Origin of the sequence: Mesorhizobium sp. M2A.F.Ca.ET.042.01.1.1, from assembly GCF_003997405.1 — a bacterium.
In the GTDB taxonomy this organism is placed as follows: domain Bacteria; phylum Pseudomonadota; class Alphaproteobacteria; order Rhizobiales; family Rhizobiaceae; genus Mesorhizobium.
The window spans coordinates 1-16,960 of record NZ_RZRX01000135.1 but is presented as its reverse complement, the minus strand read 5'-3'; the positions used below and the strand labels follow the sequence as shown (position 1 = coordinate 16,960).

17 protein-coding genes and 1 tRNA gene are annotated in these 16,960 nt (G+C 64.2%); 10 read left to right on the top strand and 8 right to left on the bottom strand.

Features of this window, described 5'->3' with window-relative positions:
* Nucleotides 1–90 precede the first annotated feature (90 nt).
* The 5 genes from EOA23_RS20385 to EOA23_RS20365 all read left to right on the top strand — a co-directional run bounded on the left by EOA23_RS20385 (nucleotide 91) and on the right by EOA23_RS20365 (nucleotide 7,220).
* Complete coding sequence (locus tag EOA23_RS20385) at nucleotides 91–978, top strand: energy transducer TonB (RefSeq protein WP_245474271.1); 888 nt, start codon at nucleotides 91–93, stop codon at nucleotides 976–978.
* Nucleotides 979–1,131: 153 nt separating this feature from the next.
* Nucleotides 1,132–2,526 carry a multicopper oxidase family protein gene (locus EOA23_RS20380; RefSeq protein ID WP_127305470.1) on the top strand — a complete coding sequence of 465 codons (1,395 nt, stop codon included), beginning with the start codon at nucleotides 1,132–1,134 and terminating at the stop codon, nucleotides 2,524–2,526.
* 115 nt (nucleotides 2,527–2,641) lie between these two features.
* Nucleotides 2,642–3,136, top strand: coding sequence for a hypothetical protein (locus EOA23_RS20375; RefSeq protein ID WP_126063738.1), 495 nt, complete (start codon nucleotides 2,642–2,644; stop codon nucleotides 3,134–3,136).
* A 171-nt stretch (nucleotides 3,137–3,307) separates the two neighbouring features.
* Complete coding sequence (locus EOA23_RS20370) at nucleotides 3,308–6,370, top strand: AsmA family protein (protein ID WP_127305469.1); 3,063 nt, start codon at nucleotides 3,308–3,310, stop codon at nucleotides 6,368–6,370.
* A gap of 514 nt (nucleotides 6,371–6,884) precedes the next feature.
* A complete protein-coding gene (locus EOA23_RS20365; RefSeq protein WP_126063736.1) occupies nucleotides 6,885–7,220 on the top strand; it encodes a hypothetical protein in 336 nt (111 codons plus the stop codon).
* A 136-nt stretch (nucleotides 7,221–7,356) separates the two neighbouring features.
* Here EOA23_RS20365 and EOA23_RS20360 read toward each other — a convergent pair whose 3' ends face one another.
* The 5 genes from EOA23_RS20360 to EOA23_RS20340 all read right to left on the bottom strand — a co-directional run bounded on the left by EOA23_RS20360 (nucleotide 7,357) and on the right by EOA23_RS20340 (nucleotide 9,978).
* Nucleotides 7,357–7,773 (bottom strand): curlin, encoded by a 417-nt coding sequence (locus EOA23_RS20360; protein WP_127305468.1) that lies wholly within the window; start codon nucleotides 7,771–7,773, stop codon nucleotides 7,357–7,359.
* Nucleotides 7,774–7,977: 204 nt separating this feature from the next.
* Nucleotides 7,978–8,379 (bottom strand): curli-like amyloid fiber formation chaperone CsgH, encoded by a 402-nt coding sequence (gene csgH, locus EOA23_RS20355; RefSeq protein WP_127305467.1) that lies wholly within the window; start codon nucleotides 8,377–8,379, stop codon nucleotides 7,978–7,980.
* Between the two features lie 59 nt (nucleotides 8,380–8,438).
* The gene (locus EOA23_RS20350) at nucleotides 8,439–8,876 is read right to left on the bottom strand and encodes a curlin (protein WP_127305466.1); all 438 of its coding nucleotides are present in this window, start codon (nucleotides 8,874–8,876) and stop codon (nucleotides 8,439–8,441) included.
* Between the two features lie 415 nt (nucleotides 8,877–9,291).
* Entirely contained in the window at nucleotides 9,292–9,735 is a 444-nt protein-coding gene (locus tag EOA23_RS20345) for a hypothetical protein (RefSeq protein WP_127305465.1), read from the bottom strand.
* Nucleotides 9,736–9,902: 167 nt separating this feature from the next.
* Nucleotides 9,903–9,978 (bottom strand) — tRNA-Ala (locus EOA23_RS20340).
* A gap of 153 nt (nucleotides 9,979–10,131) precedes the next feature.
* Between EOA23_RS20340 and EOA23_RS20335 the strand changes: the two genes are divergently transcribed.
* Together EOA23_RS20335 and EOA23_RS20330 are read left to right on the top strand one after the other, a co-directional pair.
* Nucleotides 10,132–10,431, top strand: coding sequence for a YggT family protein (locus EOA23_RS20335; RefSeq protein WP_042645595.1), 300 nt, complete (start codon nucleotides 10,132–10,134; stop codon nucleotides 10,429–10,431).
* Complete coding sequence (locus EOA23_RS20330) at nucleotides 10,431–10,742, top strand: DUF167 family protein (RefSeq protein ID WP_127305464.1); 312 nt, start codon at nucleotides 10,431–10,433, stop codon at nucleotides 10,740–10,742. Before EOA23_RS20335 ends, EOA23_RS20330 begins: the two co-directional genes overlap by 1 nt.
* A 173-nt stretch (nucleotides 10,743–10,915) precedes the next feature.
* On the opposite strand, the gene EOA23_RS20325 is transcribed toward EOA23_RS20330, so the two are convergent.
* The 3 genes from EOA23_RS20325 to EOA23_RS20315 are packed head-to-tail and all read right to left on the bottom strand — an operon-like array spanning nucleotide 10,916 to nucleotide 13,645.
* Nucleotides 10,916–11,797: a MurR/RpiR family transcriptional regulator gene (locus tag EOA23_RS20325; protein WP_127305463.1), complete on the bottom strand. Its 882-nt coding sequence runs from the start codon at nucleotides 11,795–11,797 to the stop codon at nucleotides 10,916–10,918.
* A 7-nt stretch (nucleotides 11,798–11,804) separates the two neighbouring features.
* Nucleotides 11,805–12,872: a sn-glycerol-3-phosphate ABC transporter ATP-binding protein UgpC gene (gene ugpC / locus EOA23_RS20320; RefSeq protein ID WP_127305462.1), complete on the bottom strand. Its 1,068-nt coding sequence runs from the start codon at nucleotides 12,870–12,872 to the stop codon at nucleotides 11,805–11,807.
* Nucleotides 12,873–12,874: 2 nt separating this feature from the next.
* Nucleotides 12,875–13,645 (bottom strand): SDR family oxidoreductase, encoded by a 771-nt coding sequence (locus EOA23_RS20315; RefSeq protein ID WP_127305461.1) that lies wholly within the window; start codon nucleotides 13,643–13,645, stop codon nucleotides 12,875–12,877.
* A 173-nt stretch (nucleotides 13,646–13,818) separates the two neighbouring features.
* Here EOA23_RS20315 and EOA23_RS20310 point away from each other — a divergent pair, with 173 nt between their 5' ends.
* From EOA23_RS20310 to EOA23_RS20300, 3 genes are all read left to right on the top strand, one after another.
* Nucleotides 13,819–15,045 carry a sugar ABC transporter substrate-binding protein gene (locus EOA23_RS20310; RefSeq protein ID WP_127305460.1) on the top strand — a complete coding sequence of 409 codons (1,227 nt, stop codon included), beginning with the start codon at nucleotides 13,819–13,821 and terminating at the stop codon, nucleotides 15,043–15,045.
* A 372-nt stretch (nucleotides 15,046–15,417) separates the two neighbouring features.
* Nucleotides 15,418–16,287 carry a sugar ABC transporter permease gene (locus EOA23_RS20305; RefSeq protein WP_127305459.1) on the top strand — a complete coding sequence of 290 codons (870 nt, stop codon included), beginning with the start codon at nucleotides 15,418–15,420 and terminating at the stop codon, nucleotides 16,285–16,287.
* A partial coding sequence (locus EOA23_RS20300; protein ID WP_145966447.1) for a carbohydrate ABC transporter permease occupies nucleotides 16,284–16,960 on the top strand: 677 nt, incomplete at its 3' end. The genes EOA23_RS20305 and EOA23_RS20300, both read left to right, overlap by 4 nt.

Sequence of the window (16,960 nt, the reverse complement as noted above, 5' to 3'; positions counted from 1 at the left end):
GGCGGACCGCCATCCTGCATTTCGGCGAAACTGAGGTTCTGTACCGCGTAGGCAACTGCCACATGCGCGGCGATCATTCTCGCCGCGCATGTGGCAGTTGCCTACGCGGTACAGAACCTCAGTTTCGCCGAAATGCAGGATGGCGGTCCGCCGCCGGCGCTGGCGGTCGAGATGGCGCCGCTGATGACCGCGCCCGCCGTGCCGGAGGAGACTGCGATGCTGGACACCGTGACACCGGAGCCGCCCAATGCGGCGGAGGAGACGGAAAAGCCCGTCGACACGAAGCCGGTGACCGATCCGGCGCCGGTGGCGGAGCAGCCAGAGCCGGTCACCGAACAGCCGCTCGACGACAGGCAGGAGGCTGAACAGGCCGCGCCGGTGCAGCACACCATCGCGGCGCTGAGCGAGCAGCAGCCACTGGATGAAGTCGTGCCGGATCCTGTCGAGGCGATCGCGCCCGATGTCGCCATTCCGCTACCGCAGCCGAAACCCGTGGAAGCCGAGGTCAAGGCGCAGAGGCCGGCCGAAGCCAGGAAGAAGGCCGAGAAGAAGCCGGTCGAAAAGCCGAAGGAACGGGTGGAAAAGGAAAAGGCGACGACGCCCAAGGCGACGACCGCCGCCAGCATTGACGCCAAGGCGGCGACGAAGGCAGCGGCGCCACAATCCTCGAGCGTGGCGCCGCGCTCGAGCGTCAGCCCGTCGCGCTGGAATTCCAGCCTGGCGGCGTGGATCAGGCGGCACACCCGCTATCCGAGCGCCGCGCGCTCCAGGCGGGCCGAGGGCACGCCGAGCGTGACCTTCACGGTCGACACGTCCGGAAGGGTGGTCTCGGCCCGGCTCGCACGATCCTCGGGGGACGGCGATCTCGACCGCGCCGCGCTTGGCGCGTTGCAGGGCGCCTCGGTGCCGGCGCCGCCGGCGGAACTCGGCGCCCGCGTCACCCGCACCGCGCCCTTCGTCTTCAGCCTGCGCGATTAGGGCAATATCAGGAAAAGTGCGCGACGGCTTTCTGCCGGATCTATCGAACGCTGAACCGCTCTAATTGCCCTGGGGGCGGCGATCTGTCCGTTTCGGGATGAGCCCGAATGATGATAAAGCCTGAGGCAATCACTCATCTATATCAGGATTCCCATGTCGGTCCTTACACGCCGCAAACTCCTGCAGAGCGCGGCGGCCGTCGGCGCGGCCGGTATCGGCCTCTCGGCCGCCGGCAAGCTTGCCGGCTGGGCGGCGGCGAAGCCCGAACCGCTGATCCTGAAGACCGCCAGCATCGAGGCGCGGCTGATGGACGGCGCGCCGACGAAGAATGTTCTGACCTATGGCGAGGCAGGCCCGCCGCCGGTCGTCAGGATGCGGAAGGGCGAGCCGTTCGCCGCGCGCTTGATCAACGGCATCGATGATCCGACGACCATCCACTGGCACGGTATCCGCGTTCCCAACAAGATGGACGGCGTGCCGTTCCTGATCCAGCCCTATGTCTATCAGGGCGACCATTTCGACTATGCCTTCACCCCGCCCGACGCCGGCACCTTCTGGTACCACCCGCATTGCAACACGCTGATCCAGATGGGGCACGGGTTGACCGGCGTGATCGTGGTCGAGAACCCGAAGGACCCCGCCTTCGACGCCGAAATGGTGATCAACCTGCGCGACTGGCGGCTCGGCGACGACGGCCAGTTCATCGAGGCGTTCCGGCCACGCGACGCCGCAAAGGCCGGCACCTTCGGCACGGTGCGCACCGCCAATTGGCTCGAACAGCCGCAATTCGATGCGCCGGCCGGCGGACTGGTGCGGCTGCGCGCCGCCATCACCGACGTCACCCGCATCTATGCCTTCCGCGTCGACGGCGCCGAGGCGACGGTGATCGCGCTCGACGGCAACCCGGTGCCGCAGCGGTTTACGCCGGACGCCTTGCAGATCGGACCCGGCCAGCGGCTGGAGCTTGCCATCCGTATGCCCGACGAGGAAGGCGCGGTCGTCAGCCTGCGCGACGTCCGGGGCACGAAGCCGAAAATCCTGGCGACGCTGCGTTCCGTCGGCAAATCGCTCAAGCACGATCTGCGCGATCTCGGCCCGCTGGAAGTCAATCCGGTGGCGGAAGTGGACCTTTCCAGCACCAGGCGCATCCCGCTGGCGCTGAGCGCCACGGCGGAAAACGTTTCGGCCGACAGCATCTGCGGTTCGCTCGGTTACAGCTTCTGGGCGATCAACAAGGTGCCGTGGCCGGGCGACACGCCCGACCCGACCGCCCCGCTCGCCGAGCTGAAGCTCGGCAAGAGCTACATAATCGACATGGAGAACCTGACGCCGCACGCGCACCCGATCCATTTGCACGGCATGAGCTTCAAGGTGCTGTCGTCCTCGACCAGGCCAGTGCAGCCGCTCGTCTCCGACACCTACCTCATCCAGCCCGACGAGAAGGTGCAGCTGGGATTCGTCGCCGACAATCCCGGCGACTGGCTGCTGCATTGCCACATCATCGAGCACCAGAAGACAGGCATGACGAGCTATTTTCGGGTGGCGTGAGCGCATTGGCGCGCAAGGGCGGCGGCATTCGGAGTCTATCGCGGGTTGACGCGTTTGGCCGATTGCCTAGGTAGGCAAGAGGGCGCTGGGGCGGCACGCAACTCCGACCGACGGCATGACATCCTTGCGTATTCGAAAACTTGCCTTTGTCGCGGCAGGCATCTCCATCCTGTCGTCCTGCGTCATCCCGGACGACACGTCCGGCATCGCCAAGGTCGACCCCACCACGGCCGCCGCCCGCAAGGAGATGGTCGGTCTCAGCGAGGCCGATGTTCGCATGTGCGCCGGCTTTCCGACCGCGACCGCCGATGTGGGATCATCCGGCCAGATCTGGACCTATCAGCGCACCGTGCAACGCGGCAACCTCAGCATCGCGGTGCCGACCATGGCCGTGGGCGCGATCCCTGCGGTCGGCGGGTCAGTCAACGTCGCTCCCGGCGGTTACTGCAACACGCAGATCCGCATGGTCGGCGGCCATGTCGCCGAGGTGGCCTATGCCGGCGACAACAATCTGCCGAACAGCGTCGATGCGCTCTGCGTCAGCACGGTGGACGCCTGTGTGGCCTATGCGCGCCAACGCAATCACAAGGCGACGGCAATCTCCAGGTGAGTGGAACCGGGCCGGTCCAAGACTCCGCTTGTGTCAGCGTTCTCCAGGGTGAATGGCGCCGGGGAGGCGTTAGGCGAAACATGCCGGCCCCGGGTCCCGTGGACCAGTCCGGGATTCGTCCGGCGCGAAGCTCGTGGTTCGGCAGGATTCAGTCGGGCGCCGGAAGCATGTATGCTCGACGATACTGATTCTTCCGATCATTTTTGGCTGGTCGATGTGAGAAAAATCGTCGCCGCACTCACCGTAGCTGTCGTTCTTGTCGTCGGGCTGCTTTTCCTTCTGCCCGCGCTGGTTTCGACCGACTGGGTTCGTGCTGAGCTAGGCCGGCAATTGTCGTCCGCGACCGGAATGAGCATTCGGCTGGACGGGCCTGTCAGGCTGTCGCTGCTGCCCAGGCTGGCGGTGGTCGCGGATGATATCTCGCTCTCGACCGGCGCTGGCGACATCGCGATATCCGCTCCGCGCTTCTCGACATCGGTAACGCTTTCCTCGCTATGGTCGAAAAAGCTCGAGATTCAGTCGGTCGCGCTGGCGGATCCGACAATCGCACTCAGGGCTTCCGCGAGCGCGGAGCCAGCTCCGGAACAGAACAATGCTCAGTCCGATCCCTTCGCGGCGATCGTCGATACGCTCGAGCGGCTGGCGATCAACCAACTGACCATAACGAACGGTACCCTTACCTCAGCCGCATCGACCCGCAATGCCGCCAAGGTGACGGCGATCGACGCCGATTTGAGGGTTCCGGACCTCGACCGGGAGGTCTCGTTTTCATTGGCCGGCACCAGCAGCGGCCGTCGCGTCGCAATCAGCGGGAGCCTTTCCGCCTTAAGGCCGATTCTGAAACGGCTGCCGGCCCAAATCGCCATCGAGGCGCGGCTCGATCCGGCGCCCGTTGCCAAATTCTCTGCCTTGCATGCGAGCGGCGAGATCCAGCTCAACGGCAATGGCAGCTATCAGATCAAGGGCGGGAAGTTCGAGATCGGCGACCAGAGCTTCCAGATGGACGCGCTCTTTCAGCCCGGGCCGCGGCATCGCTTCTTCGCCGACCTGGCAGCCAAGCGCGTCGATATCAACGCGCTGAGCGACCTCGGAAACGGCGGTTCCAGCGCGGGCAAAGCTTCGGCCGGCTCCGGAGAGCCTGATCTTGCCATGCTGGCCGCTTTCGACGCCGACATCAGCGTGACAATCGATGAGTTGCTCAGCGGCAAGATACGGGCTTCCGATGTCCAACTCGCCGCAACATTGCGCGACGGGCATCTCGAGGCAAAGCTGGAGCATTTCGGCCTCGACGCGGGAAACCTCAAGGCGAACGCCTCGACGAATGTCGCTGAAACGCCTCCGACCATACGGGGCAATATTGCGAGCTCGGGGCTGGACATCGGCTCGATAGCGAAGCTGGCCGGACAAGCCGTGCCGCTGTCCGGCAAGCTTACGGCCGATATGGGATTCGCTTTTCGTGGGCTTGCCGCGCAACGCATTCACAGCAGCCTCAATTTGCAGGGAACGGTCGGGATACGCGAAGGCAAGCTTCCGCTTGCGGCGCTTGCCGATGCCCAGGACCGGATCGCCAACGACATCACCGGACTCACTCTTGACGCGAAGCTTCGCGACATCGGCAAGCCGGTCGATGTGACGGGCAAGCTCGTCTGGCGGGGGCAGGCTGTTGCGTTCAAGTCTCAGGTCGCGCCCGCATCCTTTCTGGCCGGCGGCTCCGTTGCCGATGCATCCGGCCCGATCAGCCTTTCGGTCTCCTCCAAATATCTCGAAGGCAGCATAAGCGGCACTGTAGGGGGTGGCGGCACTTTCAAGGGTGAGGTCTCGGCCACATCGTCCTCGGTCGACAGGCTGATGCAATGGCTGGGACAGGGCGCTTCCCGCAGTCTGCAGGATTTTGCCTTCAAGGGCGATGTCGATGCCGGCCCAACGCAATTCTCCTTCAAGAAGGCCACCGTCGCTTTGAACGGCGTCAAGGCGTCCGGGCAAGGCTCGGTGAAACTAGGGGAGCCTCTCACGATCCGGACGTCGCTCAATTTCGCGAAACTCGACCTTGCAGCGCTCGCCGGCAGCGGTGGAGCCGCGGCCGGCGGCAAGCAGAAACCGGGCGCGGCAACCGACGCGCCGGTCGATCTCTCCTTCCTCAAGGGACTTGATGCCAAAGTGGATATCCAGGCCGATAAGCTCGGCTATGGCAAGGTCTTCGCCGGGCCGGTGGCGACCAGCCTGACGGTGGCGGATGGGAAGGCTCACCTGAACGTGCCGCAAAGCCCCTTCTATGGCGGCACGATCGCGGCGGAGATGACCGCCGACGGCTCCGGTGACGCCGCTTCCCTGGACCTCAACACCGCAATCACCGGCGCGGCCGCGGCGCCCTTGCTGCGTGATGCGGCTGATTTCGACCGCATCGAAGGCACGCTTGAGGCGACGGTCGCGGTTTCAGGCGCGGGAAAGACCACCAGGTCGCTTGCCCGCTCGCTCGGCGGCAAGGCGGCGGCAAAATTCAGCGACGGCGCCTTCCGCGGCATCGACATAGCGGAGGTCTACAACAATTTGGTCGGGCTGCTCGCCGGCGGCTTCAAGCAGGATCAGGCCAAGAAGACGACGTTCACCGAGCTCGGCGCCTCATTCGCGATCGAGAACGGCATCGCGCAGACGACGGACATCAGTCTGCTGGGCTCGCTGCTGCGGATGGACGGCTCAGGCACGATCGACCTCGCCGACCAGACGCTCGACATGCGGCTCAACCCCCGCGTCGTCGCTTCGCTTGCCGGGCAGGGCGGCGACGTTGCCGTGAAGGGCATCGGGGTGCCGGTCGTGGTCCAGGGCCCGCTCTCCGCGCCCGGCGCCTATCCGGACCTGAGCGCGCTGGCCAAGGACCCGCAGGGTGCGCTGGATATGTTGAATCGCCTTGGGCTGCCGACCGGAAAGCTGATCCCGGGCCAAACGGGCTCGAACGGCGACGGGTCCGGCAAGGGAGCGGCGGATCTGATCGGCGATCTTCTGCGCAACGCCGCGCCCCGGCCCAAAACCCCGCCCGCCGCGCCGGAACCACCGGTGGCGCCGAACAACGGCAATGCGGAAAACCCGCCGCCGTCAGGTTCGGACACCAGCGGCGAGACCGAGGCCGCCGCGCCGGCGGCGGAACCCGCACCGGTCGACCCGCAAGCTGCCCCTGCTTCTCCCGAAGCGCCCAAAAAGGGGGAAATAGACACGCTTCTCGATCAGTTGGCGAATTAGCGTCATGGGTGCGCTGGGATCGCTAGTAGCACCACACAGCGATTTTGACCGGTCGGCTCTGGTTGCGTTGGCAGATGGCATGCGTTTGAGATTGGCCGAAACGCCCTTCGCGATCGTCATTCCAGGGCGGAGCAGGAGCGAAGCTCCGTCGCCTAGACCCTGGAATCCATGCCGTTACCTTCGCCAAGGCGTGCAACGGAGCAAAATTCTGCACCATCGCGGCGCTTCCAAGTCACGGAATGGATTCTATGGTCTGCGCCGCGTCGCTTCGCTCCTTGCTCCGCCATAGAATGACGAGGTTTGGGCGGCTTCAAACCAATCCCCGCCCCTTGCGCCGATTTCGCGGAAATCAATGGAATGGCGCCCCAGCCAGAGGGCGGCCCTGGGCATACCGGCGCGGTACATGATCTAACGCTCATATGTGCGACCGAAAATCAAAGTGATCTCGGTCGCCGCAAATCGCCCCCAATCAGGACGTTCTTCCGGCCTTATTCTGGAGAGGTTGGAGAGGCCGATGAAATTACCCATTCTTGCCCTTGCCGGGACCATGCTGGCGATGGTGCCTGCGGTCCAGGCGGCGCCGATGATCGGCGTGCCGGCTGGAAATAGCCTGGTGCAGGAGGCGCATGTCACATGCGCTTATCTGACTGAGGACGGCTACTGCGTGCGGCCGCACAAAAGGCACCAATATTGGAAGCGGAAACACTATTACCAGCCCGCTTATCGCACCTATGTGCCGCAGCCGCCGGACGAGTATGACTGGCGCTATCAGCGTCCGCGGCCGATTATCCGGGTCGTTCCAAACTACCCGCCGCGGGACGAAGACAATTGGGACGACTGGGACGATTGAGTCTGCCCAGGGCCGGAGCTGCCTTGCGCTTTGCAGAGGCCCGCTTGCAGGCCTGGCAGGATGTGACGAAGACAATCGACGGCGGATACGCGGCCGGAACCGCCGTCCACGTATCCGCAATCCGGCAATTTGTAGCCTACCAGCCGAACAGCACGGCCGCACCGCTCTGGCCATCGCCGGCCTGCGCGACATTGGCGTCGGTGTTTCTGCCGAACTGGAAAATGCCGTAGGAATTGTCGTTGCCGTCCTGCCGCAAGGTGGCGATATGTCCACTGCCCTCCTGCCGAATTACGCCGAGGTTGCCGGCACCGTCCTGACCTATGCCTGCACCATTGTTCCGACCGAACTGTCTGATGTGGGCACCGCTGCGCAGCCCGTTATAGGCCGAATAGGCATGTAGACTAAGGTCCAGCGCCCGCGCATCGCGGGCCGTCCGAGGCGAGTAGTAGAACCCGATCGAACCGCCCGCTTCTGCCGGAGCGGAAGCAAGGGGCAGGCCGATGGCGGCAACGAGCGCGGTGGTGTGGATGAGCTTTGTGATCTGGCGGTTCATGTTACGTCTCCTGGCAGGTTCGACGGTTCGACCGTTGATGAGGCACAGTCGCACAACCAAGCTGAACCATGACGGAAAGGATCGTTCAGCAGCCATTCAAGATCCGGCATTGGGTCAGGCTTCACCCCAGGGCCCTGGGGAAATGGCGGAGGGCTCCGGTGCCCGGAGCCCTCCTTTCGATCTGCCGATCGGGAGAACCGACGCTCAGGTTGCGCCAGGCACTTGCTTGACGCAGCTGACGCTCGTGCCGCCTGCGATCACCTTCAGCGTGACGTCGTAGGCAGCGCCATCTGCTCCCAAGCTCATCCGGCCGAGCGATGCGGGATTGCCCGGACCGGCTTCGAAGCTGCCGCCCTGCCGGATGTTGGCGGAGCCGGACGCGCCTCCTCCGGAGACGCTGATCGTGTAGGTGCCGCTGGTGCTCTTGTCAGCATAAACCAGGGGCTCCAGCAGGATGGCGTCTGCTTCAATCGTATCCCGTATCTCGCATCGCACCGGCCCGGAAGTCGAGCCATCCTTGCCGGCCGTCGCGCCTGCCGCGCCGGCGGTTATCGCAGCTAAGAGCGCGGCCCATGTCGCCGAGGCATGCTTGTCCAATCTGGTCATGGATGATCTCCTCGCACTATCAGGATGGCGGCCGGCAAACCATTGCCGGCCACCATGGTTCAGGGGCAATCCTGGACGAAGGCGGCTACATTGCCGCTGCCACCCTGGCTGACATCGGCATTGCACCCGTGGCCGACCTGAACGCCGGCTGCGATGTTGCCGTTGCCGTCCTGCGTCAGGATCGCCGTGTGGTTCGAGCCGAACTGGGCAATGCCCCCGGCATTCCGGTTGCCGTACTGGTAGGTCGCGCCGTAGTTGTTTGCGCCCTGCTGCCCGATCACCGAGAGGTTGCGACGACCATATTGCTGACCGATCGCGGTGTTGAAGCGGCCATCCTGGTGGAAATGGACGCGGTTGCGGTAGCCATGCTGGGTGCCGCCTGCGGAATTGCGCCAGCCATATTGTTCGATGTTGACGTCGTTGGCCAGGGCGGGTGCGACGGCGGTGAAACCGACGACAGCGGCAAGGGCCGTGGCGATGATCGATCTGCGGGTCATAGGACTTCTCCTTCGATTGCGGCGGGGACCGCGTGTTGAACGGCCCTTTGTAGGGAAGTCACTCGGAACGGAGGCTGAAGGCTCCATTCAGCGAAAGTTCATGGCCGCTGCGTTCAGACGTTCCAGGGCTGGAGCGCTCCGCCCGTCGGTCGAGCGAGGCCCTCGATGCAGGAGCACTCTGCGGATGAGGAGTTTGAATGGGAATCGGAGGGGCTGCGCTGATGGCGCACCGACGCGTGCGGGGGAAACATAGATTGATTTCAGGCTACCCTGAAAGCGCGGAGATATCCGGTTAGCCCATGCGTTCGGCACCTGGATATTACCCACGGCCAAGCGAAAACCCGGGGCACTCGATTCCGCGATCGAATGGCACTCCCTGGGTAACTCTCCTGGGAGTGCCAGAAATTGACGGGCCCTATCGCTTCAGCGCGATGCTGATGCCGCTGAGATCGGCATTAACCTGCAGGCCGACCTGCCTGCCGGTGAGCTCGAGCTGGGCGCCCTTGTCATTAGTCATGACGATCACCTGGGCGCCTTTGCCGACCGCCCCGCCGCCGCCGGCAGCGCCATAGACGCCCGTCACGTCGCTTGCGCGCCTGATATGGCGCACCCTGCCCTGGAAATAGGTCTTGGACGCCCCGAAGGCGAGGCCGCCCGAGACGCCGCCGACCGAGATCGGATAGCGTTTGCCATGGAAGGTCAGCGTGCCCTCGCCGCCGGAGCCGCCGATGAAGAAGGCCGCCTTGTAGACGGAGAAACGGATCGTGCCGCTGTCGGCATGCGCGGCGCCGGCAATGCTCACGCCCGCGGCGGCGATTGCCGCGACCGCGACGGAACGGAACCTGGATGAAATCTGCATGATGGAACTCCTCAAGGATCGCCGCTTGCCAAACCGGCCGCGCACGTCGGCTTCAAATGTATAGCTGAACCGAATTGCCCCGCCATTGGTTCCAGGCACGCGGCCCGAAATCCGGCGGTCACGAAATGGCGAGCAAGGAGGCGATGAGAGCACAGGCGTGTGCCGGCTGGTGGAGCTGAGGGGGATCGAACCCCTGACCTCATCATTGCGAACGATGCGCTCTCCCAGCTGAGCTACAGCCCCGTTCCAGCGGATCGGCTTGTATCGGTCGCGGCCGTTTGATGTCAAGGCGAAAGACCGGGGCGAAAGACCGGGCCGGCCACAAGCGTCGTGGAGGGCGGGCCTTGCCCGCTCGCCAAGCAATGGCTACATGTCGGCGACAATTTGGAGACCGGCATGATCGCCCTTATTCAGACCATCGTCATGGCGCTTGATATCTACTGGTGGATCATCATCGCCTCGGCGATCTTTTCCTGGCTCTACGCCTTCAACGTCGTCAATTCGCGCAATCAGTTCGTCGGCAGCGTCGGCAACATGCTCTACCGGCTGACCGAGCCGGCCTTGCGCCCGATCCGCCGCTTCATGCCTGATCTCGGCGGCATCGACATTTCGCCGATCATCCTGCTGTTGATCCTTTTCTTCATCCGCCAGTTCCTGGTCACCACGGTCTGGTCCTGGGTCGTGGCCGGCGGCTGATGAGCACGCCGTTTCGGCTGCGCGACAACGGCATCGACCTCTTCGTGCGGCTGACGCCGAAAGCGGCGCTTGACGGGATCGACGGCATCGAGACCGCCGCCGACGGGCGCAGTCACCTCAAAGCCCGCGTCCGCGCCGTGCCGGAGAACGGCGCCGCCAATCAAGCGCTGGAGCGGATGATGGCCAAGGCGCTGGGTGTGCCGGTGTCGGCCGTTTCGGTGGTCGCCGGCGGTACATCGCGGCTAAAGACGCTGCGGGTCGTGGGCGATGCGGCTGAGCTGGTAGAGCGGCTTCAGACGCTTAGCAAATAACGCTGGCGACGCCCTCTCATCCGGCCGCTACGCGGCCACCTTCTCCCCGGCGGGGAGAAGAGCTTGGCGCCGGCGCCGACCTGCTCCTCTCCCCTTGGGGAGAGGTCGGATTGCCCCGAATTGCTCTTCGCAATTCGGTCGGCAATCCGGGTGAGGGTGAGTCTTCAAACCACTCAATCCCCCAGCGGCAGCTTCGGATCGTCCACCTTCAGCGTGTTCACGCTCTGCTTGATGCGCCGCAGATTCTCCAGCACTTTCGGTCCGCGCGATTCCGCCACCGTGGTGGCGATCATGTCGACGATCGCCAGGAGCGCGTAGCGTGACGAGGTCGGCTTGTAGATGTTGCCGTCCTCTACCGACTGCAAAAGGATCACCGTGCCGGCGACCTTGGCCAGGGCCGAGTCAGGCGCGGTGATGGCGACGGTGGCGGCGCCATATTGCTGGGCGACCTCGACTGCCTCGATCACCGAGCGCGCATAGCCGGAGACGGAGAAGGCGAGCAGCGTCGTCTTCGGGGTCGCGACGGCGGCATACATGCGCTGCAGCTGGCCGTCGGTCTGGGCGAGCGCCGAGAGACCCAACCGGAACAGCCGGTTCTGCATCTCCGTCGCCATCATCGAGGAGATGCCGCCGGAGCCGATGCAGAGCACATTGCCGGAGCTTGCAATCCGGGCGGCGACATCCATCAGCGTCGTCATGTCGAGGTTTTCGCTGGCGCGCTGGATGGCGGCGATCGCCGCCTCGGTGATGGCGGATGCAATGCGCTGCTCGCGCGCGTCGCGGCTCAGCGGCTCCGGCGACAGATACTGGCCGCCGATGGCGATCGCCTGCGCCAGGTAGAATTTGAAATCGCGCAAGCCCTCACAGCCGAGATTGCGGCAGAAGCGGGTGACGGTCGGCTCGCTGACGGCGACGCGCGCGGCGATCTCCGAGATGGCCGCCTTCGACGCGAAATCGAGGTCGGAAAGCACCAGCCCCGCCAGCCGTCGGTCAGATTTGGTGCCGTCCTGCGACATCAATTGCAGGCGGGTGATGATGTCGGCCGGGCTCTTCATCGTCTTCTCACAGCGGCAGGCCGGTCGCCTTGTCGAAAAGGTGGATGTTGCGCGGGTCGACACGCACCGGCAGCCGGTCGCCGGGCTTGACCTGCAGCCGGTCGCGAAACACAGCGCGCACCGTGTCCTCGCCGACCGAACCGTAGACATGGGTCTCCGAACCGGTCGGCTCGACGACATCGACCTTGATCGCGATGGCATCCTCACCGGCGCCGACGACGAAGTGCTCAGGCCGGATACCGGCTTCGACCGTGTCGCCGGCGGAAGCCGCGTTGCCCGAGAGCGCCAGGCGGCCGCCACCTTTGGTCTCGAACCAGGACTGGGCTCCGGCCGTCTTCAGCGCGCCGGAGACAAAGCTCATCGACGGCGAGCCGATGAAGCCGGCGACGAATTTGTTGGCCGGCCGATCGTAAAGCTCCAGCGGCTGCCCGACCTGCTGGATGCGGCCGCGGTCCATCACCACGATGCGGTCGGCCATGGTCATGGCCTCGATCTGGTCGTGCGTGACATAGACGATGGTCGATTTCAGCCGCTGGTGCAGCGCCTTGATCTCGGTGCGCATCTGCACGCGCAATTGCGCGTCGAGATTGGAGAGCGGCTCGTCGAACAGGAACACCGAAGGTTCGCGCACGATGGCGCGGCCCATGGCGACGCGCTGACGCTGCCCGCCCGACAGCTGCCGGGGATAGCGGTCGAGATAGGAGAAGAGGTTGAGCACGCCGGAAGCCTTCTTCACCTTGTCGTCGATCGCGGCGCGGTTCTCGCCGCGGATCTTCGGGCCGAAGCCGATATTTTCCGACGCCTTCAGATGCGGGAACAGCGCGTAAGACTGGAACACCATGGCGATGTTGCGCTTCTGCGGCGGCAGGTCGTTGGCGCGCGTGCCACCAATGACGAGGTCGCCGGAGGTGATCGTCTCCAGCCCCGCCAGCATGCGCAAAAGCGTGGACTTGCCGCAGCCGGACGGCCCGACCAGAACGACGAACTCGCCAGTTTTGATGTCGAGGTTGATGTCTTCGAGGATTTTGTGCTGCCCGAAGGATTTCGACAGGCTGCGGAACTGGACGTCGGTCATGGTCACGCTCCCAATATGTCGTCGATGAAAGGCAGGTAGCCGGCCGTCAGGCCGGCGTCCACGGGCACCACGGCACCTGTTATGCCGGAAGCGCGCTCGGAGGCAAGGAAGGCGACAGCTTCGGCCACTTCCCGTGCATTGACGATGCGGCCCAGCGGATAGAGCCGCTTCAGCCGCCCGAGGATCTCCGGATCCTTGGCGAGGCGATGGTCCCAGGCGGCGGTGCGGATCGATCCCGGGCACACGACATTGGCGCGCAATCCGCTGCGGCCAAGCTCGACGGCGACCGATTTGGCATAGGCGTTGATGCCGGCCTTGGCCGCCGCATAGGCCGGATTGCCGAAATGCGCGATGGCGTTGACCGAAGAGATGAAGACGACGCTGCCCGAACCGCGCCCCGCCATCGCCTTGATCAGCGGATCGGCGAAACTCATCACGCCGGTCAAATTGAGGTCGAGCTCCTGCTCTATTCTGTCAGCCGTCAGCGCCGCCAGCGTCTCGGCGCGCGTCCAGCCGGCATTGTTGATCAGGATGTCGGGAACACCGTCTTTGTCTAGCAGCGCCGGGACCGTCGCTTCGATCGAGGCACGGTCGAGCAGGTTGAAGACGTGGCGGGAAGCGATATGCGGGCTGACCAATGCCTCCATCGACTGGTCGCAGCCGACGATGCGCGCGCCGCGTTCGGCCATGAGCTCGACGATCGCCGATCCGAGGCCGCCACCGGCTCCGGTGACGACGACGGTCTTGCCTTCAAACTCGGCTGTCGAACCCACGCTGCGCTCTCCTCCACCCCCTCATTTTGAGCCAGTAAGCTAGCCAAGCAAATGTAATTAAGCAACATGATAATCCGCTTGCGCGGCGCCAGATCATGGATAATGTAGGAAAGTAACATAAATCCTGTGCTCACAAGGGCCAGGCGCCAACGTGCATCAATGGGAGAGTTGAGATGAGCCTTGCAAAATGGACTGTCGGCCTGCTGGCCGGAATGAGCATGCTGGCGCTGGCAGCACCAGCCGATGCGGGCGAGGTGCGCGTCACCGTCGCCGAATACAGCGCCAAGACCGGCCCCTATTTCGAAGCGGTGAAGAAGGAATTCGAGGCAGCCAATCCCGGCATCACCATCAAATATGAGGTGGTGCCGTGGGATGTGCTCCTGCAGAAGCTCACCACCGACATCACCGCCGGCACCAACGCGGATCTGTCGATCATCGGCACCCGCTGGCTGATCGACTTCGTCCAGCAGAATGTCGCTGAGCCGCTCGACAGCTACATCAAGCCCGAGTTCAAGGACCGCTTCATCGACACCTTCCTGTCGCCCTCGATCATGGACGGCCACACCTATGGCCTGCCGATCGCCGCTTCGGCGCGCGCCATGTATTACAACAAGGAACTGTTCGAGAAGGCCGGCATCGCCAAGCCGCCGGCAACCTGGACCGAGCTGCAGGAAGACGCGCGCAAGATCAAAGCGGTCGGCGCCTTCGGCTACGGCCTGCAGGGTAAGGAGATCGAGACCGACGTCTATTACTATTATGCGATGTGGTCCTTCGGCACCGAGATTCTCAACAAGGACGGCACGTCGGGCCTCGGCACGCCCGGCGCGCTCGAAGCGGCCAAGCTCTACAAGTCGATGATCGACGAGGGGCTGACGGAACCGGGCGTCACCTCCAACAACCGCGAGGACGTGCAGAACCTGTTCAAGCAGGGCAAGGTCGGCATGATGATCACCGCGCCCTTCCTGTCCAACCAGATCAAGGAAGAAGCGCCGAACCTGAAATACGGCGTCGCCGCCATCCCCGCCGGCCCGACCGGCGCGCGCGGCACCTATGGCGTCACCGACTCGATCATCATGTTCAAGAACTCCAAGAACAAGGACGAGGCCTGGAAGCTGCTCGACTTCCTGTTCACCAAGGAGCAGCGCGCCAAATTCACCCAAGGCGAAGGCTTCCTGCCCGTGAACAAGGAAGAGGCGAAGATGGACTACTACGTCAACAACGCCGACCTCGCCGCCTTCACCGCGCTCCTGCCCGACGCCCGCTTCGCGCCGGTCATTCCGGGCTGGGAAGAGATCGCCCAGATCACGTCGGACGCCATGCAGAAGATCTATCTCGGCGGCGACCCCGAGGCCGGCCTGAAGGATGCGGCGGCAAAGGCGAACGCGGTGCTGAAGAAATAAGGGCGTATCTCCCTGCGCCCGTGGCGCGCCCTACCCCCGCGGGGCGCGCCACATCTTTCTGAAAGGTGTTCGGTCGAATAGCCGGACGGACAGGTAATCGTCCCAGACAAAGGGACAAATCTTCTACGTCGGCGCCTTCCCTCACCTGCCTGCCGGGCATTTCTCTCCGTATAGGGGCGGGGAGAAAGAGCTGGCTGCAGCGCTGGCGCTTTTCCTGCCACCTTGGCGATTAGCGAAATCGCCGGCGACAGCGCCCCTCTCCCCGTCACTATACGGGGAGAGGATGCCGGCAGGCAGGTGAGGGGCAGCGCAGACGCCGGAAAGAGTTCAACTGAGCGGTTGAAAAGAACGGATCAGAGCAAAAACCACCCGATGCGAAATCGTTTCCTGCCCTATCTGCTGACGCTCCCCAGCCTGCTGCTCGCGGCGGTCGTGATCTTCTGGCCGGTCTGGGACCTGATCCAGATCTCGACGCACGACGTCAACCGCTTTGGCCAGCTTCGCGAATTCAGCGGCCTGGCCAATTTCTCGGCGCTTGCCGCCGACCCGGATTTCGTCGCGGCGCTCTGGCGCACCGGGCTGTGGACCGTGCTGGTCGTCGGCGGCGCGCTGCTTTTGTCGATCCCCGTGGCGATGATCCTCAACATGGATTTCTACGGCCGTGGCCTCGCCCGCGTCATCATCATGCTGCCCTGGGCGGTGTCGCTGACCATGACCGCGGTGGTCTGGCGCTGGGCGCTCAACGGCGAAAGCGGCATGCTGAATTCAGCGTTGATGAAGCTCGGGCTGATCAGCCAGAACATCCAGTGGCTGGCCAGCGCCGAGACGGCTTTCCCGATGCAGGTTCTGATCGGTATTCTGGTGACGGTGCCCTTCACCACCACGATCTTCCTCGGCGGCCTGTCCTCGATCCCCGATGATCTCTATGAGGCGGCCGCGCTGGAGGGCGCAACGCATTTCCAGCAGTTCCGCGAGATCACCTTTCCGCTGCTAAAGCCCTTCATCAACATCGCGATCGTGCTCAACACCATCTATGTCTTCAACTCCTTCCCGATCATCTGGGTGATGACGCAAGGCGGGCCGGCGAACTCGACCGACATTCTGGTCACGCATCTCTACAAGCTCGCCTTCCGCATCGGCAAGCTGGGCGAGGCCTCCGCCGTGTCGCTGGTGATGTTCGCGATCCTGCTCGTCTTCACCATGATCTATGTGCGCCTTGCCATGCGGGAGCAGCGCGCATGACGCCGAAGCTGAAACGCACCATCATCGCCTGGCTGCTGCTGGCGCCGTTGATCGTGGTGACGATCTTCCCCTTCGCGGTGATGTTCCTCACCGCCGTCAAGCCGCGCACCGAGGTGCTGACGCCGACCTGGTGGCCGAGCGAGTTCCGCTGGTCGAATTTCGCGGACATGTGGGTGGCGACCGGCTTCGGCCCTGCGCTTCTGAATTCGCTTTATGTCTCGGCGCTGGCGACGGTCGGCGCGATCCTGATCTCGGTCCCGGCCGCCTATGCCATGTCGCGCTTTCGTTTTGCCGGCTATGGGGCCCTCCGCCAGTTCCTTTTGATCTCGCAGATGATCTCGCCGATCGTGCTGGTGCTTGGCCTGTTCAGGCTGATGGCGGCCTGGGGCCTGGTCGAGTCGACCACCGCGCTCGGCTTCATCTACATGGCCTTCAACGTCGCCTTCACAGTGTGGATGCTGCAGAGCTATTTCGACACCATTCCGCGCGACCTCGAGGAGGCGGCCTGGATGGAAGGCGCCGGCCGCTGGCTGACCTTGCGCAAGGTGTTCCTGCCGCTCTGCCTGCCGGCGATCGCCGTGACGGCGATCTTCACCTTCATCAACGCCTGGAACGAGTTCGTGGTCGCACTCACCATGCTGCGCAGCCAGGAAAGCTACACGCTGCCGATCCA